This window comes from Lacibacter luteus, from assembly GCF_004118265.1.
Lineage (GTDB): Bacteria > Bacteroidota > Bacteroidia > Chitinophagales > Chitinophagaceae > Lacibacter > Lacibacter luteus.
Map to the genome: position 1 here is coordinate 427,352 of NZ_SDHW01000001.1, position 18,639 is coordinate 445,990.

15 protein-coding genes are annotated in these 18,639 nt (G+C 41.3%); 3 read left to right on the forward strand and 12 right to left on the reverse strand.

All coding sequences use genetic code 11. From position 1 onward, the window contains the following. Positions 1-233 precede the first annotated feature (233 nt). Together moaA and ESA94_RS01540 are read right to left on the reverse strand one after the other, a co-directional pair. Positions 234-1,214 carry a GTP 3',8-cyclase MoaA gene (moaA, locus tag ESA94_RS01535; RefSeq protein ID WP_129129097.1) on the reverse strand — a complete coding sequence of 327 codons (981 nt, stop codon included), beginning with the start codon at positions 1,212-1,214 and terminating at the stop codon, positions 234-236. A gap of 61 nt (positions 1,215-1,275) precedes the next feature. Further along, positions 1,276-2,100, reverse strand: coding sequence for an MOSC domain-containing protein (locus ESA94_RS01540; protein ID WP_129129098.1), 825 nt, complete (start codon positions 2,098-2,100; stop codon positions 1,276-1,278). Positions 2,101-2,225: 125 nt separating this feature from the next. Between ESA94_RS01540 and ESA94_RS01545 the strand changes: the two genes are divergently transcribed. After that, positions 2,226-2,525, forward strand: coding sequence for a SelT/SelW/SelH family protein (locus ESA94_RS01545; RefSeq protein ID WP_129129099.1), 300 nt, complete (start codon positions 2,226-2,228; stop codon positions 2,523-2,525). 9 nt (positions 2,526-2,534) lie between these two features. Continuing rightward, positions 2,535-3,119: a molybdenum cofactor guanylyltransferase gene (mobA, locus tag ESA94_RS01550; protein ID WP_129129100.1), complete on the forward strand. Its 585-nt coding sequence runs from the start codon at positions 2,535-2,537 to the stop codon at positions 3,117-3,119. Here the strand turns inward: mobA and ESA94_RS21655 are convergent. From ESA94_RS21655 to nirB, 10 genes are all read right to left on the reverse strand, one after another. Next, a complete protein-coding gene (locus tag ESA94_RS21655) occupies positions 3,105-4,601 on the reverse strand; it encodes a rubredoxin (RefSeq protein ID WP_129129101.1) in 1,497 nt (498 codons plus the stop codon). The genes mobA and ESA94_RS21655 overlap by 15 nt on opposite strands. Positions 4,602-4,663: 62 nt before the next feature. Beyond that, the gene (locus ESA94_RS01560; RefSeq protein WP_240670955.1) at positions 4,664-8,233 is read right to left on the reverse strand and encodes a nitrate reductase; all 3,570 of its coding nucleotides are present in this window, start codon (positions 8,231-8,233) and stop codon (positions 4,664-4,666) included. 33 nt (positions 8,234-8,266) lie between these two features. Further along, positions 8,267-9,571 carry a NarK family nitrate/nitrite MFS transporter gene (locus tag ESA94_RS01565; protein ID WP_205755890.1) on the reverse strand — a complete coding sequence of 435 codons (1,305 nt, stop codon included), beginning with the start codon at positions 9,569-9,571 and terminating at the stop codon, positions 8,267-8,269. 26 nt (positions 9,572-9,597) lie between these two features. Continuing rightward, a complete protein-coding gene (locus ESA94_RS01570; RefSeq protein ID WP_129129102.1) occupies positions 9,598-10,458 on the reverse strand; it encodes an ABC transporter ATP-binding protein in 861 nt (286 codons plus the stop codon). 35 nt (positions 10,459-10,493) lie between these two features. Continuing rightward, positions 10,494-10,694: a nitrate/nitrite transporter NrtS gene (nrtS, locus tag ESA94_RS01575; RefSeq protein WP_129129103.1), complete on the reverse strand. Its 201-nt coding sequence runs from the start codon at positions 10,692-10,694 to the stop codon at positions 10,494-10,496. 16 nt (positions 10,695-10,710) lie between these two features. After that, positions 10,711-11,496, reverse strand: a complete 786-nt coding sequence (ntrB, locus tag ESA94_RS01580) for a nitrate ABC transporter permease (RefSeq protein ID WP_129129104.1) — start codon at positions 11,494-11,496, stop codon at positions 10,711-10,713. Positions 11,497-11,591: 95 nt separating this feature from the next. Further along, positions 11,592-12,800 (reverse strand): CmpA/NrtA family ABC transporter substrate-binding protein, encoded by a 1,209-nt coding sequence (locus ESA94_RS01585; protein WP_129129105.1) that lies wholly within the window; start codon positions 12,798-12,800, stop codon positions 11,592-11,594. Positions 12,801-12,853: 53 nt separating this feature from the next. After that, positions 12,854-14,446 (reverse strand): alginate export family protein, encoded by a 1,593-nt coding sequence (locus ESA94_RS01590; RefSeq protein ID WP_129129106.1) that lies wholly within the window; start codon positions 14,444-14,446, stop codon positions 12,854-12,856. Positions 14,447-14,599: 153 nt separating this feature from the next. Further along, positions 14,600-14,947: a nitrite reductase small subunit NirD gene (gene nirD / locus ESA94_RS01595; RefSeq protein ID WP_129129107.1), complete on the reverse strand. Its 348-nt coding sequence runs from the start codon at positions 14,945-14,947 to the stop codon at positions 14,600-14,602. A 206-nt stretch (positions 14,948-15,153) separates the two neighbouring features. Beyond that, positions 15,154-17,652 (reverse strand): nitrite reductase large subunit NirB, encoded by a 2,499-nt coding sequence (nirB, locus tag ESA94_RS01600; RefSeq protein ID WP_129129108.1) that lies wholly within the window; start codon positions 17,650-17,652, stop codon positions 15,154-15,156. A gap of 199 nt (positions 17,653-17,851) precedes the next feature. Here nirB and cobA point away from each other — a divergent pair, with 199 nt between their 5' ends. Next, on the forward strand, positions 17,852-18,628 hold the full coding sequence (gene cobA, locus ESA94_RS01605) for a uroporphyrinogen-III C-methyltransferase (protein ID WP_129129109.1): 777 nt from the start codon (positions 17,852-17,854) through the stop codon (positions 18,626-18,628). Positions 18,629-18,639: the final 11 nt, after the last annotated feature.

An 18,639-nucleotide genomic window follows, 5' to 3' on the forward strand; every position in this document is an offset into this window, starting at 1 on the left:
TTGTTTTCTGCACAACCGGTGTACAGCTTACAGACTAAGCTACCAATATTAAGGCTTTGGCTGCCGCAGTAAGATGAAGATTTTGCTAAGCGGCAACTATGGTTTATGAAATGAGAACGGCTTTACAACAGTGGGAATTTATTTACAGCAGGTTTACAAACAGGATTGAACTATTTTCTGGTTTCGTTCCGATGAACCGTCAGATGTGGCTTACTTCTTACTTCGTACTTCTCCTATCCTCCAATCCCGATCATACTCCTGTTATGAATGGTTTCGGCATTGATGTGTTCGAAGTCGGCAGTGAATTGTCCGCCCAGTTCTTTGGCTTTGGAAGCAATGTTTTGTTGTATGAGTTGGGTTACATCTTCTCCATTACGTAATGCAGTTAACAGATCCATTTCGTTTTCAGCAAACAGGCAGTTCTTCATTTTACCATCTGCGGTTAAACGCATACGGTTGCAGGTGCTGCAGAACGGCGCACTCATGGTGCTGATAACAGCAAACGTTCCTGCATGACCCGGAACAATATAACCTTTGGCCGTATCGTGTTCTTCATTCTTTAAGGGAAGAAAAGAACATTGTTGCTCCACCACCTGTAAGATCTGTTGCAGGGTAAACACTTTGTTGCTCGTCCATTTGTTACCGCTGAAAGGCATAAACTCAATGAAGCGAACATGCACAGGTGTGTCTTTTGTCCATGCAATAAAATCGTTGATCTCACCATCGTTCAATCCTTTCATCACCACCACATTTACTTTTACATGAAAGTTGCGGCTGATGAGTAAGTTGATATTGTTGAGTACCGTTTGAAACTGATCTCTTCTGGTGATATGTTTGAACGTATCGGCCTGTAAGGTATCCAAACTGATGTTGAGCGAACGCACACCGGCTTCTTCCAGTACATCCACAAACTCATGCAGTCGTGTACCATTGGTAGTGATGGTGAGCTTAACGGGTAGTTTGCCCAGCCGACGGATAATATCCGCTGCATCTTTACGTACCAACGGTTCGCCACCTGTTAAACGGATCTTGTTTACACCCAGCTGTACAAATGTTTTCGCCAGCGATTCAATTTCATCTGCCTTCATTAATTGTGATGATGGCGTGAAATCATATTCTTCTTCGGGCATACAATAAAAACAACGCAGGTTACAGTTATCGGCTAACGATATCCGTAAATAATTATGTACCCTGTTATATTTGTCGATCAACATTTATCTTTTTTTAATCGTCATTGCGAGACTTGTTGTTTGGCGAAGCAATCTGAATGACGCACTATTGTAATTGCAACCCTGCTTTTGTCTGTACTACTTTCAACTCATCTCCCACTTTAATCTGCCCTTCGTTTTTATATAAAATATTCTGCCCGAAATATACTTTATTATTAGCAGTGCGATACCCGGCCAATGTCTTCAACGGTTCTTTTGCAGTAGCACCGGTTTCCTGGTCGGTGGTTGTTACCACGCATCTTGCGCAAGGCTTCACTGCATAGAAATCAATTCCACCAATTTGAAAATGCTGCATCGTATCTTCCTCAAACGGATCGCCGCCTGTAAACACAATGTTTGGCCGAAAACGATTCATCGGTACCGGAACTTCTAATCTGCTGTTGAGATCATTCAATGATGCCTGCCCGATCATCAACACAGGGAATGCATCGGAGAAACCGGTGATCTCATTATTCAATGCATAATTACGATCCACTTTACGTTTGCTTTCAACGGGCATATATACCATCTTGCAGGACATATTCAGTTTATTTGAAAACCATTCGTTGATCTCCTTACTCATTTCAATTGCTTCACACACATCATCCCAAATCTGTACACTTACCAAATCGCTCCCGGTTGGGTATAATTGCAGATTGATCTTTTCCGCATCATTTCCTTTTTCCGATATGATCAATTCATTTTCATGCATGGCTGTACGCAGCAAAGCCAGTTTTGGAAACTCCCGTTGGGTTAAAAAGCGATTATCTTCTCCCACGAGCATCCATCGGCGATCATGTTCAATTCCACGGTCGGTTAGTTTAGCTGAACTAAGTTCAATACCGCCCAACGACTTAACAGGATATACATGTAAACGACTGATAGAAAGCATGCCTAAAATTACAGCATTTGCAAACGCCTGCCGTTTTGCTTTTTACCGCAAAGAATAATTTTTAACCGGGTAAAATAACAGTAATTTTATAGTGCTTATTAATCCTTCACAATAAACGATCACACATGAAACCCGTTATTACCATTGAATACTGCCCCAAATGTCATTGGCTTTTACGTTCTGCATACATTGCCCAGGAATTACTAACAACGTTCGAAAATGAATTGAAAGGCGTTACACTGCAACCAAGTGAAGTAAGCGGCGATTTTCATATTTCCATTGACGGTAAAGAAATTTTCAACCGTAAAACTTATGGCGGCTTCCCCGAGATCAAAGAACTGAAACAGGTGGTGAGAGATATTGTTAGTCCGGGTAAAAGTCTTGGGCATGCCGACACCAAACCACATCACCAAAGTTCACTCTAAACTTATTTTATGACAGGCATTATACTCTGCGGCGGACAAAGTACCCGTATGGGTACAGATAAGGGCCTGCTGAAACTTGAAGCAAATACATGGGCACAAACTGCAGTTGATAAAATTGCAGCCTTGCAGTTGCCTGTAAAAATTTCTGTCAACAATCAACAATTTGCAGATTATGCAGAAGTGTTTGCAAAAGATGACCTAATTGCAGATGCTGCATCACTTGCATTACACGGCCCTTTGTTGGGTGTATTAAGTGCACACCTTTATTTGCCCGATCAGGACTTGATGGTACTGGCTTGTGATCTTCCGTTAATGGAACCGGCTTTACTCAAAGAACTTTATCAATATCATCTCGACAATCCCGGTTATGATGCTTACCTGTTTGATAATGATGGTGAGCATGAACCATTGTGTGCGATTTATGTTGCAAAAGGATTATTAACGATTGATGAGATGCGCCAAAGAGGTGAGCTTACACGCCACAGCATGAAATTTATGCTCGATCATTTATCTGTTTACAGCATACCTGTGAAGGAGGACCAAAAACAATACTTCCGCAACTTTAATGCACATGCCGAATTAAACGGTTTGTAAACCGAGCAAGGCTTTCTCCACTTTTACAAATGTTTCTTTCCCTGCATCGCACAACGGGCAACAGTAATCTGCAGGCAATGCTTCAAACTTTACGCCTGCTGCAATATTGTTCTCAGGCTCTCCCACTGTTTCGTCATACACAGTTAAACAGTCGCTGCATTGATGCACATATGCTGTTACCGGTTTTTTATCGGTTTCTTTTCTTGGCGCTACTACTTTTTCAACCTTTGCCTGTTTGCCTTCGAGATGCTGATAAAATGCACTGATGGAACGGCGTAACTGTTCAGACAATAAAAACTTTGGATTGTTACTGCTGAACACATAACCTGTGCGTTCATTTGGGTTGAACTCGTTTGCGCAAAGCACATCATACACATACAAAAACTCCCAGCCGAATAATCTGAATAATGGTTTACGTTTTACGAGTATGCTGCTGAACACTTCGCTCTTGCTTCTTGTTTTAATACCGATGCAAAGACCAAAGGTTCTGATGTCTTCATTATTGAGTTGTTTAACAAGGTAGTTTTTCAATGCCAGCCCTTCACTGCAATCATCTTCCACCTGGAAATTCAATTCGTTTGCAGCATGACGCACATTCACCTGGTACTTATCAAGCAACAAACTCCATTTCGCTTTATCTTTTTCATCAATCCCTTTTACAATAATACTTTTCCATGGTGTAGAACATAATTGCCCGATCTTGGTTTCCAAGCAAAGCTTACTCACCTCTTTCAGAAAATCAACGCTGAACAATTCATCTCTGCGGTACACTCCCATCCAGTATTTATTATTGTTGTAGCGGTTGAATCCTTCGTAGTAAGGAAGATTGAACGTTGGCAACTGCACTGTTTTATCTGCCGGCTTTGTAATGTATTTATCGGTGTGCACCAGCTTCATCAATGTTTCGCCCTGTGCTTCTGTGTTATCAGAAAAACGCTCACGGTGATTGATGATGATCTCTTCAATTTCCTTTGAAACTTTTGCTACATCATTGGTATAAACAAGCTGCGACCATTCGTAAATATTATTGGTCTTTGGAAAACGGATAAACAGATGCCAGAAATGTGCAGCATCTTTTGCAGCCACCCAGTTGATATTACCCGTAAGCATCGGTGTAAAACTCTGGTTGCTGTCGCTCACATTTATTTTTAATGTTGGTTGATAATCGATGCCATCAAAAATATCTTTGTACACACCTTCGCTGAGCCATGTGTTGTTGATGAAAATTTCTTCTGCAGGATAAGAACTCACGATGTTCGGATGCCGATCGTTGCCTGTTTCATAAACAATATCGATCAGATCAAGTTCGCTCAGCAATGCTTCCCTGTTCTCAATACTTACAGTAATGAGTAACTGCTGACGTAAACCAAAGCTTACATGACGGATACCCACTTTTGTACAAGCCACCAATGTATTGTACAGATCGCCGGGCGAAATAATACCGCCACGGAAATTGATCTTTATGGTAGAACTGTTACTCATGTTTACTTTCTTTTTATGAAGCAACCGTCAACGGGGCTTTTTGAGCCACCGTTGGGGTTACTTTATTTATCTGCCATTGCAGTTTCCTTTACGTTTGTCTGAAGGTTGGCTTCCAGTATTGCTTTCACTTCCGGCCGGCAACTGCCGCAACCCATACCTGCTCCCGAAAGCTGGCACAACTGTAAATGATCTTTACAACCTTCTTTTATTTTATTGATGAGATTTCCTTCGCCTACATTGTTGCAACTGCACACCAGTTTACCAATAACAGGTTCCGGTGCTTTACCCGAACGTAAGAGTTGTAAACGTTTTTCGCTCAACTCCATTTTTTGTTCAATGAGGTTGCGGTATTCGAGGAACTCACTCTTATCACCAATCAGGATAGCACCGATCAACCGATCATTATGAATGATACATTTTTTGTAATAACGTTTGGCTTTGTCAATAAACACCACTTCTTCATAAGCAGGATCATCCGGACATTCCACTTCGCCCAATGAACAAAGTTCTGTGCCATGCATTTTCAAAATATTCATGAGCAAGGAACCGGAATAATAGTTTGATATATCGCCACACAAATATCTTGCAACTACTTCTGCCTGTTGTTCGGCTGCTGCAGTAATGCCATACAGGAATCCTTTGAACTCAGCTATTTCACCAATGGCAAACACTGAGGGATCACTTGTTTGCAGGTATTCATCCACCACAACACCACGTTTACAATCGATCCCTGCTGCTTTTACAATTTCAATATTGGGTACTGTACCAATAGCGATTACAATTGCCTGGCAATCGATCATTAAACCACTCTTTAAACGAATACCTGTAACGGTTGTATCGCCGAGGAAACGTTCGATCTCATCGTTGTAATAAATATCAACTCCTTTATCCGTTAACTCCTCATGCAACAACTGGCTGCCCAACGGATCGAGCTGACGATCCATTAAACGGGAGATACGTTGAATGATGGTTACTTCCACTCCCACTTCACGCAATGATGCGGCTAACTCGATACCCAGCAAACCGCCACCAACAATCACTACTTTACCCTTCGCCGGATCAACATGATACTTGAAATTATCTGCATCAGTTCTGCTGCGCATGGTAAAGATGCCCTGCATAGCAGGCACATCACGCAACATGGCTGCACGGCTACCTGTTGCCAACAACAACACATCGTAGTGATGCGTATTGCCTTTGCTGTCTGTTACCGTTTTTTGTTCACGGTTTATTTCGTTGATGCTTACACCACGATGCAGTTTAATGTTGTAATCATACTCTTCTGCATCACTCATCTTAATTAAACTCTGCCACGGTAACGTACCGCTGATATAATCGGGCAACAATACACGATTGTAAAACGGAAAATCTTCTTTGCTGAAAATTTCAATTTCATCATCGGTATTGATCATGCGATAGCTGCGAACAAAACCACAGGCGCCAGCACCCGCACCAACCACAATGATCTTTTGTTTGGCTTTCTTGTACAGTTTTACTTCAACAGCAGAAAACTTGAAATCAGGCTCTTTACTTTTTGGATCCACCAAATTATTGGTAAGATTGTTTGCACGGTTCAGATCGCTGTTGAGCACTTTACCCCAATGCATCGGCAGAAACACAACACCTTTCTTAATATCGGTGGTGAATTTTGCTTTCACTCTTACGTTTCCTCTGCCATTAAAAATTTCTACAACATCATTTTCTTTAATGGAACGTTTCTCTGCATCATCGGGATGAATTTCTAAAAACGATTCAGAAATATGTTGTTTGAGTTTATTTACTTTTCCTGTTTTGCTCATCGTATGCCACTGATCCCTTATGCGACCGGTGGTTAAGATCAATGGAAAATCAGGCGATAATTTTTCAGATTGATTTTCGTCGCTAAACGAATGGATGATGGCTTTTTTAGAAGCTGTATAAAATTTCTTGTCGGTAAACAATCGTTGTGTACCATATCCCTCAGCATCTTTCGGATAAGGCCACTGCACAGTACGCTTCTCTTTCAAAATCTCATAACTCAATCCACTCATATCAACATTCGTACCTGCAGTAAGTGCAGCATGTTCTGCAAAAATTTCAGCGAAGCTGTTATAATCAAAACCATTGTAGCCCATCTTTTTTGCAAAGCGACAAATGATCTCTGCATCGGGCAATGCTTCTCCCGGTGCATCTATAATTTTATTCAAGTAGCTGATGCGGCGCTCTGCATTCGTCATCGTACCTTCTTTCTCAGTCCATGCAGCAGCAGGTAACACCACATCTGCGTACCTGATCGTCTCGGGTCTGTTACTAACATCCTGTACCACTACAAACTTTGCTTTCTTCAATCCTTCTTCTGCAGCACGCACATCAGGTAAACTGATGAGCGGATTGGTGCAAAGGATCCAGATCGCTTTCAAGCGTCCATCGTTTAACGCTTCAAACATTTCTGTAGCAGTAAGACCAGGTTTTGCTGCAATTGTTCCGGGAGCAACGCCCCAGAATTGTTCAACAGCAGCACGGTGTTCAGGGTTCAGCAGATCACGATGAGCAGGTAATAAGTTTGATAAACCTCCAACTTCTCTTCCGCCCATTGCGTTGGGTTGACCGGTTAATGATAACGGACCGGAGCCGGGTTTTCCAATATGTCCGGTAATTAAATTTAAGTTGATGAGCGAAAGATTTTTGTTTACACCAATCACACTTTGATTAAGGCCCATCGTCCACATGGTAATAAAACCTTTCGCATTGCCGATATATGAAGCAGCTAAACGAATATCTTTTTCTGCAACACCACAAACAATTGCAGCTTCTGCAACGGTGCGTTCAAATACAGTAGTCCGGTATTTTTCAAAACCCTCTGCATGATTGCTGATGAAATCGTTATCGATCTTTCCATCTTCGATCAACACTCTACCGATTGCATGATGCAGTGTTACATCGGTACCGGGATTCAATTGCAGATGCACATTGGCAAGCGAGCAGGTTTGTGTTTTACGAGGATCGCTGACAATAATTTTCAGATCAGGATTCTTTTCACGTGCTGCTTCTACTCTTCTCCACAAAATAGGATGGCACCAGGCAGGATTTGCACCTGCTACAAAAATGACATCCGCCAGTTCAAGATCATCATAACTTACCGGCACACTGTCTTCTCCCAAACTCAACTTGTAACCAACAACTGCACTGCTCATGCAAAGGCGTGAATTGGTATCGATGTTATTACTGCCAATGAATCCTTTGATGAGTTTATTGATGACGTAATACTCTTCCGTTAAACATTGTCCCGATGCATAGAAGGCAACAGAATCAGGACCATACTTTTCAATGAGTGTAGCAAATACTTTTGCGGTACGTTCCAATGCGGCATCCCATGTAACACGTTGACGGGGTTGATTTCGGTTATAACGCATTTCCGGGTACAGCAAACGATCTGTACGATCATTCACCGTGTAATGCAGGTTCATCCCTTTACTGCAAAGCATTCCTTTGTTCACAGGATGGTTCTTATCACCTTCCACATGCAAACGTCCGAGCTTATCCTTGCTTGTAACAATACCACAACCTACTCCACAGTAACAACAGGTGGTGAGGTTGGCAGCATTGCTTCCGTAGCTGTTTAAATCCATAGTATGTTCATTCGTTTCCTTCACAGTAAATTTTTATTAGCAAGCAATCGTTCATCATCAGGCTGCATTTTCCAACGCCACTTCCAACTCTGCAGCTTTTTCTTTCTTTGTAAAACGTGTTACCAATACCAGTAACGATACGCCAATAACGATCATACCGATATAACCAAACGCTTCAACGTATGTAATGCTTTTGCTTTTAAAGAGAAAACCAAACAACATGCCACCCACATTACCGCCTGCACCAACAATACCACTTACCAAACCAACATTCTTTTCATTTACAAACGGGGTGATAGCATATGTTGCACCATTGGCCATTTTTAAGAAGAGTGCAAAAGAGATCATTGATACAATGGCCATACCAAAAGAACCAGCTTGCGCAAACAAGATCAAACCTGCACCTTCAAGCAACAATACCGAAGCAAGCAATAAACCTTTACCACGCATACCATATTTCTTGCCTACTTTATCTGCAAAGATGCCACCGAGTGCACGTGCAAAAATGTTCATGAAACCAAATACACCGGCCCAGAAACCCGCACTGCCCTGGCTTAATTTAAACTCCTGTACAAAGTGCAATGCAGCAATATTGTCGAATGTAATTTCCATACCAAAACAAACTGCATACGCCAATGCCAGTGCCCACACCCTCCAATCTTTCAGCACGCTGTAATCTGTTTTGCCTTTTACTTTTACTTCACGTTCAATTTCATCGTAGTTACCGGCAGGTGTATCTTTTGTATAACGGAAATACAGAAATGCTGCGATCAACATCATTACACCCGGAACGATCATTGCATAACGCCATGCTTCTGCTTTTGTATAACCAAAACCAACAATAGCAGCAAAGATCACCGGCATTACCATGTTGGTAACGCCACCACCAAGGTTACCCCAACCACCAGCAACAGCGTTTGCGGTTCCTTTAATGTTTGGTGCAAACATCATGGATGTATGAAACTGTGTAATAACGAATGATGCTCCGATGATACTGATAGCTAAACGGAACAGCAGGAACGATGTATAGGATTGTGCTAAACCAACACACATTACCGGTATTGCACCAATGAGCAACAACGTTGTGTAGGTTTTACGTGGGCCCCATGTGTCGCACAACTTACCAATGAGCAAACGTGCAATGATGGTACCTGACACTGATGCGATAATAATATTGCCGATCTGTGATTTATCTAAATGCAGATCTTCTTTAATAGTAGGCATCAATGGAGCAAGACCAAACCATCCAAAAAAGCAAACAAAGAATGTAAGCCATGTAACATGGAAGGTTTTCATTTGCACACCACTCAACGAAAAAATATTGAGCTTGGTTAATGGTTGTTGTAACGACTTTTCCTGCATGAGATAGATTTTAAGTGTTAAATGTTTTAGTGTATATCGTTAATCGAAAATTTGTCAATAAGAAGACTTAACAGTTTGTCGTGTATTGCCATGTAACACTCATCGTGTACAATTTCTTTTTTGTTACGTGGTCTTGGCAGAGGCACATCCACAATTTCCTTGATGGTTGCAGCAGGACCATTGTTCATAACCACTACACGATCGCTTAAGAAGATGGCTTCTTCCACATCATGTGTAACGATCACAATTGTTTTTTCCCTGTTATCGAGGTTCCATAATTTCAACAGCTCCACGTGCATATTGCTTTTTGTTAAAGCATCCAATGCTCCAAATGGTTCATCGAGTAACAAGATGCTTGGGTTGATAGCAAATGCTCTTGCAATGGCCACACGCTGTTTCATACCACCCGATAACTGACCCGGCAATTTGTCTTTGTGCGACCAGAGATTTACCATCTTCAGATTCTTTTCTACCAATGCTTTTTTCTCTGCTGCTGTTTTATCTTTCAAAGCTGCGTCAACAGCTTCGTAGATATTGCTGTACACACTCAACCACGGAAGCAAAGAGTAGTTTTGAAAAACAATGCCTCTGTCGGGGCCTGGTTTCGTTACCACGTTTCCATTTGCTTTTACTTCACCGCTTGTAGGTTGCACCATGCCGCTGATAGTTCCCATTAATGTTGATTTACCACAACCTGAGTGACCGATCAATGCAATGATCTCACCCTTTTTTACCTCGAGTGAAATTTCTTTTACAGCAGTGTACACACCTGTTGGTGTTTTGAAACTTACTGTTACATTGTTTATTTCAATGCTTTTTTGTTCAGCAGGTTCAGCTGCTGCATTTATTTCAACCACCCGTGGACTTAGTTCTAATGTTGTTGTCATAACTGTTCAGTTAAGAATTTAAAATTTCGTTTGTGTTATCCTGCTTTTTGTTTTGCAGCTTTTATTGCTGAATACAACGACACACAAAACGGTGTAATGTAGGTAAGCATGATCCGCATCACATTCTTACCGGTAAACCTTCCTTCCGCAAACACATCGTAACTGTTTATGATGTTCAGAACAGAACCAACTACCACTGCTACCAGTAAAGCTGTTGTTATATTTTTCTTATTCATAAACATGTGTTTTATTTTATCCTGCAAAACTGAAACGCTTTTGCAGTGTCATAAAAATTCTGTCGAGTAACAAACCAACAATACCAATGATGATGATCGCTACCAGGATCTTTGCAACACTGCCTCCGTTAAATCCTTCTTCCCAAACAAAATAACCAAGCCCCATACCTCCCGATAACATTTCGCCGGCAACGATCACCATCCAGGCAACACCAATCGACAAACGCAAACCGGTTAATATGTGCGGGAATGTATAAGGCAACACAATTTTTGTGATGTATTTCCAACGGGAGAAGCCAAATGCTTTTCCAACATTTTTATGATCCTGCGGAATATGCGACACACCAAATGCTGTATTGATAAGCGTTGGCCACAACGAACAAATGAAGATCATAAAGATGCTTGCCTGTGGTGAATCCTGGAAAATTGCAAGACCCAACGGAAACCATGCAAGCGGCGATACAGGACGAAGGATCTGCACCATTGGATTAATGATGTTCATAGTGATCTTACTTGATCCCATGATCAACCCAATTGGAATGGCGATTAAACTACCAAAGCCAAAACCAATACCTACACGACTGAGTGAGCTTAACAATTTTACACCGATGCCTTTATAATCAGGATCGTTCTGCATGGGATTTTGCATCACCTCTTTAAACACATCCCATGTCATAGCAGGCGTGGGAATTTCGTGTTTTGTGATGGCTGCAATTAATTCCCATATACCGCCCATCAACGCCAACCCTCCAATAAAATAGAGAGCAGAAAGAAGCGTGTTAACTGAGAATATTTTTTTCATCGTAATTATTTTATTGTCAATAGTGAATGGTCAATAGTGAATAAAACCGTTTCATTACAACCCTCACTCACTATTCACCATTCACTATTCACGAATTAATGTTTTGTTGTCTTCAGGTATGCGCTCACATTGTTTGGATCGAATACCACATCAAAATTTGTTTTGATAGGCTGCATATCCGGTTGTACGGGCACTCCCATTTCTTTCGCCACTTCTGCAAAAAGATCATCAAGAATCAACTTCTCTGCAATGGCTTTGTAATTCGGTTCTGCTTTTAAATAACCAAAGCGTACATACTGTGCAAGAAACCAATGAGCGTACGATTTCTTTGGTGTGTTTACAATACCATTGTTGTAAAAGGTCATGTAATCATCTTTGTATTTCTGTACACCTAATTCGCAACCCAGATCGTACGAACCTTTTAGTCTTGCTTCAAGAACCTGTACAGGGGCATTTACATAATTTGGTTTTGAAAGCCATGAAGCAACCTTTGCACGGTTACCCATATTATCTAACCATTTGCAAGCTTCAATAATTGCTTTCATCACTTTCTTCAGATCTTCTTTATTACCTGCAGCAAATGCTGAGTTTACAACCAATGCTTTTTCAGGATGATTTTTCCAGAGATCCTGTGAAGCAATATGTGTGAAGCCTACGTTTTGTGCTGCAGCAACACCATTCCATGGTTCACCCACGCAATAACCTTCCATGTTATCAACACGCATGTTGGCAACCATTTGCGGAGGAGGAATGGTAATGATGCCGACAGATTTTTGATTGATACCTGCAGCACTCATCCAGTAACGTAACCAGATATCGTGTGTGCCGCCTGGGAATGTTTGCGCAAATGTTACTTCCTTACGACTTTGCACAGCCTTTACTCCTGCTGCAGCTTTGTTCACTTGTTTAAAACCAACCTGTCCGCAAAAATCTTTTGATAAAGTGATGGCTTGTCCGTTATTGTTCAGCACCATTGCAATTTTCATTTCAGATCCTGCTTTACCACCTACGCCTGTATAAACAGAAAGCGGCATTGAGAATAAGCAATGAGCACCATCCAATTCACCATTTAATAATTTATCTCTAACTACTGCCCATGATGCTTGTTTTTCAAGTTCCACATCCACTCCATACTTCGCAAAAAGTCCGAGTTCTTTTGCCGCTACCAGTGGTGCGCAATCGGTAAGAGGAATAAACCCCAGTTTTATTTTACGTGAAGGCGTTGAAAGCTTAAAAGCGAAAATGCCGGTAAGCAATAAGGCCATTGCTGATAAAAGCGTTATTTTTTTTATTGAGAGTTTCATTGTTTAATGTTTTAAGTGTGATCAATCAATGTTCATTCAGTTTCACTTTTCATTTACTGCTTAATAGCTACCGGTTTCGTGTAAAAGAAATCAGGCGAAAAACGGATCATAGCATAGAACCAGTTTCCTGTTGTTCTGTAATTGGCAGCGGCTGCATCCGTTGTTGCCTGGCCTTTTGCAATAGCCATACTTTTTGATGCATTCATGATTGAATAACCCAACTCAATATTTGTAAACTTGTTCATGTTGTAGTTCAACTGAAAATCAAGTTCATTACCAAGATCTTTACCAATGAAAGAACCATCGGCTTTCTTCATATCCTTATCAATAGAGAACAAATGGAAATCAACACCAGCTGTCAACGTTGTACCGGTGTATTTCACTTTGAAATAGGGATTCTTTAATCCACCGGCTGGTGAACCTGTTCCTACATAGAAATAATCCATATAACCCCAGTGGCGGTGTGGTGTACCATATAATGGATCGAATTTTTCATCTGTTGCAGTTGTTGCATCGTTACCACTTAAGAACTCATAGCCGGGAGTAACACTGACCTTTCCTTTTTGATAAGTTGCAGAAACAGCGTAGTGATAAGCATTTTTCATTTTTACACCATCACGGTTCTTTCCGCTTTGTGCATAGAAAGCGCCCTGGAAAGCGATCTTGCCAAAACCTGATGCGTTACCAATTGTTTGATTCAACATTAAACCATAAGTGAAACGTTGATTGGTTCCTTTATAATTGAACGGATCAGCAGCGCTTGCCGCAACAAAGCGACGGCCAAATACATAACCTGTTGCATCCGATCCTACAGAATCGAGTTTATATTTTCCGAAATTGTCGTTGAAGAAAAGAGCAGAGAATTTTGTTTGTTTGATCTTTTTGCTGATGTACAAACTTGTAAAAGACTTATAATCCTGGTTACCACCGTTTGTTGTAGGAGGATTCATCCATACCGGTGTACCTGTTTTGCTGCTGTTGTTTGCAGCACTACCTGCCGATGCCATTGGCAATAAGCCTGCAGGAGTTGGAACCAATGTTCCTAAAGAATTTTTTACATACGCAGGTACATTGGATGGAACGTATCCTGTTCCGGTATAGCCAAATGCATCTGTGTTTTGATTGAAGGCATAACCAATGTCGATCTGCCATCCTTTGTGTACGGTTTTCAGCAAAGCCATATCATGACGGCGAGCCTGCTGTAACCAATCTAAGTTGCCAATTAAACGAACATCATCATAAATTAATTCCTGGCGCCCAACTTTGAGGCTCATCAGATCAATGCCCTTTGCTTTAATGGTTGTATCGGCACTGTTGAAGAGTGTGAGATCGGCCCAACCTTCATGCAACATAAAGCGGTTGCCATCTGCATTACTGATAGTAGAAGCATCTTGTCCCCAAACACGAACATCCTGTAATGAAACACCAAATGTTAACCTGTCCCATTTGTAACCAAAGTTCAAACGTGTACGTTGCGAAGTAAATGCTGCAGGCTTTGCACCTTTTAATACAAGGTTACCTAAACCATTGCGCACTTCTGTACGTGTACGCAGCTGGCCTGTTAATGTAATCTGAGCTTTTACTGAGCAATAAGTGAACATGGTTACACTTAAAAAGATTATTCGTATTGTTTTAAAATTTTTCATGTTAATTTTGGTCGATTTTAAGGTGAGAAATCCTGGAATCATACGGCCCGGTTAGACTGCCATCTGCCGGGCTATTTTTTTCAGCTATGCTGAGTAATAGTTCTTTTATCTCTTCATGCACAATATGGTTTTGGTGAAACAAATGTTATTGTATTAATCTTCGATACCGATATACACAATCCCTTCTTCCACTTTTACTTCGTAGGTTTTAATAGCGCATTCATCGCCACTCAGGCATTCGCCTGTAACCAGTGAAAACGTTTTTTTGTGAAAAGGACAGGCAACTTTCGGTTCATCGTTTTGTGTACCGATCATACCACGGCTTAATGCCATTTGCATGCGATGCGGGCATTCGTTTTGTGTGGCATACCACTCATCTCTTCTTGTAAAATGGAAAAGTGCAATTTGTGTGTCGTTGTATTTCACACACACACCACCGTTTGCAGGAACATCGGTTACACTGCAGGCGGCAAACCAGGTAATTGTTTTTTCTGCGATCATATATTTAGTACTTAAAGGATTTATAAAAGCTGTTGTAGAGAACGCATGAAAATGAACAGCCGCATTACCTTTTTTTATATGGTGGCAATCGCAGAAAATTGGCCATTGGGCCTAAAAGCAATCAAACAAAATCGTTAGAAGTATGATTCCAAGGTTAGAAGAACTTTTTTAATATGGCAGCAATCGTACTTATTCAAAACCAAAAATTATTTCCACTCTTTTGCACGCTTCTGTTCACGCATAGGATCAAATACAACCGTTGGATCTTTTTCTTCCGGTGCATTTACAAAGTGATTAAAGCGTTTGCGTAACTCAGGTGTTTCAATAGCCGCTTTCCATTCGCACTCATAAGAGTTTACATGGCTTTCCATCGCCGCTTCCCATTCTGCATTCATGCCCAACGCATCGTGCACCACCACTGAACGCAGGTAATCGATGCCACCTTCCATTTTATTTAACCATGTAGCTGTACGTGTTAACGGATCGGCAGTTTTTACATAGAACATCAGGAAGCGATCGAGATATTTCAAGCATGTTTCTTCATCAATATCTGATGCAAGCAGCAATGCATGTTGCGGTTTACTACCACCGTTGCCACATACATACAGGTTCCAACCTTTTTCTGTAGCGATGATGCCAAAGTCTTTGCTTTGTGCTTCTGCACATTCACGGATACAACCACTTACACCACCTTTTAATTTATGTGGCGCACGCAAACCACGGTAGCGCTCTTCTACTTTAATGGCAAAACTTACACTGTCGTGTAACCCGAAACGACACCAGGTACTACCCACACAGCTTTTTACTGTACGCAAACTTTTACCGTATGCATGTCCGCTTTCAAAACCTGCTTCAATTAATTCTTCCCAGATATTTGGCAGATCGCTGAGGTGTGCACCAAACAAATCGATACGCTGACCACCGGTGATCTTAGTGTAGAGATTGTACTTCTTTGCAACCTGTCCGATCACAATTAATTTTTCAGGCGTAATTTCTCCGCCGGGAATACGGGGCACTACAGAATAAGTACCACCTTTTTGAATGTTTGCAAGGAAACGATCATTACTATCCTGTGCCGTATCATTTCCTTTTTTCAGGATCACTTCGTTCCACAAACTTGCTAGGATCGATGAAACAGGAGGCTTACACAATTCACAACCATCACCTTTACCAAGCTTCGTCAATACTTCATCGTATGTACGCAAATCGTTCAACTTAATCAGATCAAACAACTCCTGGCGGCTGTAATCAAAATGTTCGCACAATACATTACGCACAACTTTACCTGCTGCTTTCATTGTATGTACCATCAGGTCTTTCACCATTGGTACACAACCACCACAACCTGTTCCTGCTTTGGTACATTTCTTAATACCATCAACAGTTTCATAGCCCATTTGCACAGCACCGCAGATATCACCTTTGGTTACTGCTTCGCAACTGCAGATCACTGCATCATCGGGCAAGCTTGTAACACCAGCACCACCATCGCCTTCACCGCCTCTTGCACCAAGAATTACATCTTCTGTATTGGGAGGTAACACCACTTTGTTCTTGCATGTTTGCAATAACATATTGTACTGCTCTGCATCACCTACCAAAATTCCACCCAGCAATTCTTTGCCATCGGCACTTACATTAATACGTTTGTACACACCTTTCACGCTGTCATCAAACACAATACTTTTAATACCATCACCACTAACAAACGGATCACCAAAGCTGGCAACATCCACACCAATCAATTTTAATTTGGTGCTCATGTCAAAACCGGTAAATGATTTTTCGCCGCCTGTTAATTTTGTTACTACCACATCGGCCATTTCATAACCGGGAGCAACAAGGCCATAGATCATTCCTTTATGTAAAGCACACTCGCCAATAGCAAAAATGAAAGGGTCGGATGTTTGCAAGTGATCGTTAACGGTAATTCCTCCACGTGGACCAACTTCCAATGCTGCATTTTTTGCGAGCTCATCTCTTGGTTTAATACCGGCAGAGATCACCAGCATATCAACATCGAAAGAAGAATCATCAGAAAAACTCATGCTTGTAATAGCATCATTACCATTAATAGCAGTTGTATTTTTTGATGTATGAATCGTAAGACCGAGGTCTTCCAATTTAGATTGTAATAATCTTGAACCCGCATCATCAATCTGGCGGGGCATTAAACGTGGAGCAAACTCAATTACCTGTGTATCGGTTACACCAAGATCGAGCATTGCTTTTGCCGCTTCCAGACCCAGCAAACCACCACCGATCACCGCACCTTTTTTCGACTTCTTAGCCCAGTCGGTCATGAGTTCCAGATCTTCGATTGTACGATAAATGAACACACCTTCTTTTTCAACACCGGGAATGGGGGGAACAAATGCAGCCGAACCGGTTGCAAGCACCAGGTAATCGTAACTTTCGGTAACACCTGCATGAGAGAAAACAGTTTTCGCTTCCCTGTCAATTGAAACAACAGGATCGGAAAGATGCAACACTATGCCATTTTCACTATACCATTCTTTGGGGGCGAGGGAAAGGTCGTCGGCCGACTTGCCGGCGAAATACTCACTCAGATGAACCCTGTCGTAAGCAGGTCTTACTTCTTCTCCAAAAACCACGATGGAGATATTACCGGCTGTGTTCTTTTTTACAAGCTTTTCGCAAAACTTGTAACCCACCATGCCATTTCCTATTACTACCACTTTCATATCGTTACTGTTTTAAGTGTAGACAATAATGGTAGCAAGCAATCGTATTAAAATTCATTACATATGATGTTTAAAATATTTTCACACTTTTAAAAACATCTTTTGAATGATTTATGTCATGAAATTAGTCAGTTTTTTCTAATTTTAGAAAGAATTTCATGATTTCAATCAAATATATTTTATTTTAATTTATTAAATTATGAGAAAACTGATACTTATAGGTGCCGGACCAGGCGATCCGGAACTTATTACAATAAAAGCTATACGTCAGTTGAAGCAAGCCGATGTGATTTTATACGATGCTTTGGCTAATGAAGAATTGCTGGCTTATGCTAAAGCCAGCTGCATAACGCAATTTGTAGGCAAGCGCTACGGTTGCCATGCCCTGTCGCAGGAAGAGATCAATACACTTATTGTAGAATACAGCCAGAAATACAATACCATCGTTCGGTTGAAGGGCGGCGACCCTTTTGTATTTGGCCGTGCACAGGAAGAAATTGAAACAGCAAGAGCTGCAGGCATGCAGGTAGAACTCGTTCCGGGAATATCAAGTGCTCTTGCTGTACCTGCTGCACAAATGATACCCCTCACCTGCCGTGGTATCAATGAAAGCTTTTGGGTAACCACCGGCACTACCCGTTCGGGTGAGATTTCAAATGATATACAACTTGCCGCACAATCGAGCGCCACTGTTATTATATTAATGGCCATGAGCAAACTGGAAGCCATTATGGATATTTTCAGCAGTTATGGCAAAGCCGATACAGCTGTTGCCATTATCCAAAACGGAACAACAAAAGAGGAAAAAATGATCACAGGTTCTGTAAAAGATATTTTCTTTAAAGCAGAAAATGAAAACATGAGCAACCCTGCCATTATTGTGGTTGGCGATGTGGTAAAGCTTCATCCTTCACTTGTACGCACAGCTGTAGAGGAACAAACAAAAGGCCAATTACAGCCCAGGCAATCTTTATAACGTACCCAAAC

Excerpts from the sequence above, each read along its gene's own strand:
- moaA (WP_129129097.1), bottom strand. The coding sequence starts at position 1,214 with ATGTTGATCGACAAATATAACAGGGTACATAATTATTTACGGATATCG.
- ESA94_RS01540 (WP_129129098.1), bottom strand. The coding sequence starts at position 2,100 with ATGCTTTCTATCAGTCGTTTACATGTATATCCTGTTAAGTCGTTGGGC.
- ESA94_RS01545 (WP_129129099.1), top strand. The coding sequence starts at position 2,226 with ATGAAACCCGTTATTACCATTGAATACTGCCCCAAATGTCATTGGCTT.
- mobA (WP_129129100.1), top strand. The coding sequence starts at position 2,535 with ATGACAGGCATTATACTCTGCGGCGGACAAAGTACCCGTATGGGTACA.
- ESA94_RS21655 (WP_129129101.1), bottom strand. The coding sequence starts at position 4,601 with ATGAGTAACAGTTCTACCATAAAGATCAATTTCCGTGGCGGTATTATT.
- ESA94_RS01565 (WP_205755890.1), bottom strand. The coding sequence starts at position 9,571 with ATGCAGGAAAAGTCGTTACAACAACCATTAACCAAGCTCAATATTTTT.
- ESA94_RS01570 (WP_129129102.1), bottom strand. The coding sequence starts at position 10,458 with ATGACAACAACATTAGAACTAAGTCCACGGGTGGTTGAAATAAATGCA.
- nrtS (WP_129129103.1), bottom strand. The coding sequence starts at position 10,694 with ATGAATAAGAAAAATATAACAACAGCTTTACTGGTAGCAGTGGTAGTT.
- ntrB (WP_129129104.1), bottom strand. The coding sequence starts at position 11,496 with ATGAAAAAAATATTCTCAGTTAACACGCTTCTTTCTGCTCTCTATTTT.
- ESA94_RS01585 (WP_129129105.1), bottom strand. The coding sequence starts at position 12,800 with ATGAAACTCTCAATAAAAAAAATAACGCTTTTATCAGCAATGGCCTTA.
- ESA94_RS01590 (WP_129129106.1), bottom strand. The coding sequence starts at position 14,446 with ATGAAAAATTTTAAAACAATACGAATAATCTTTTTAAGTGTAACCATG.
- nirD (WP_129129107.1), bottom strand. The coding sequence starts at position 14,947 with ATGATCGCAGAAAAAACAATTACCTGGTTTGCCGCCTGCAGTGTAACC.
- nirB (WP_129129108.1), bottom strand. The coding sequence starts at position 17,652 with ATGAAAGTGGTAGTAATAGGAAATGGCATGGTGGGTTACAAGTTTTGC.
- cobA (WP_129129109.1), top strand. The coding sequence starts at position 17,852 with ATGAGAAAACTGATACTTATAGGTGCCGGACCAGGCGATCCGGAACTT.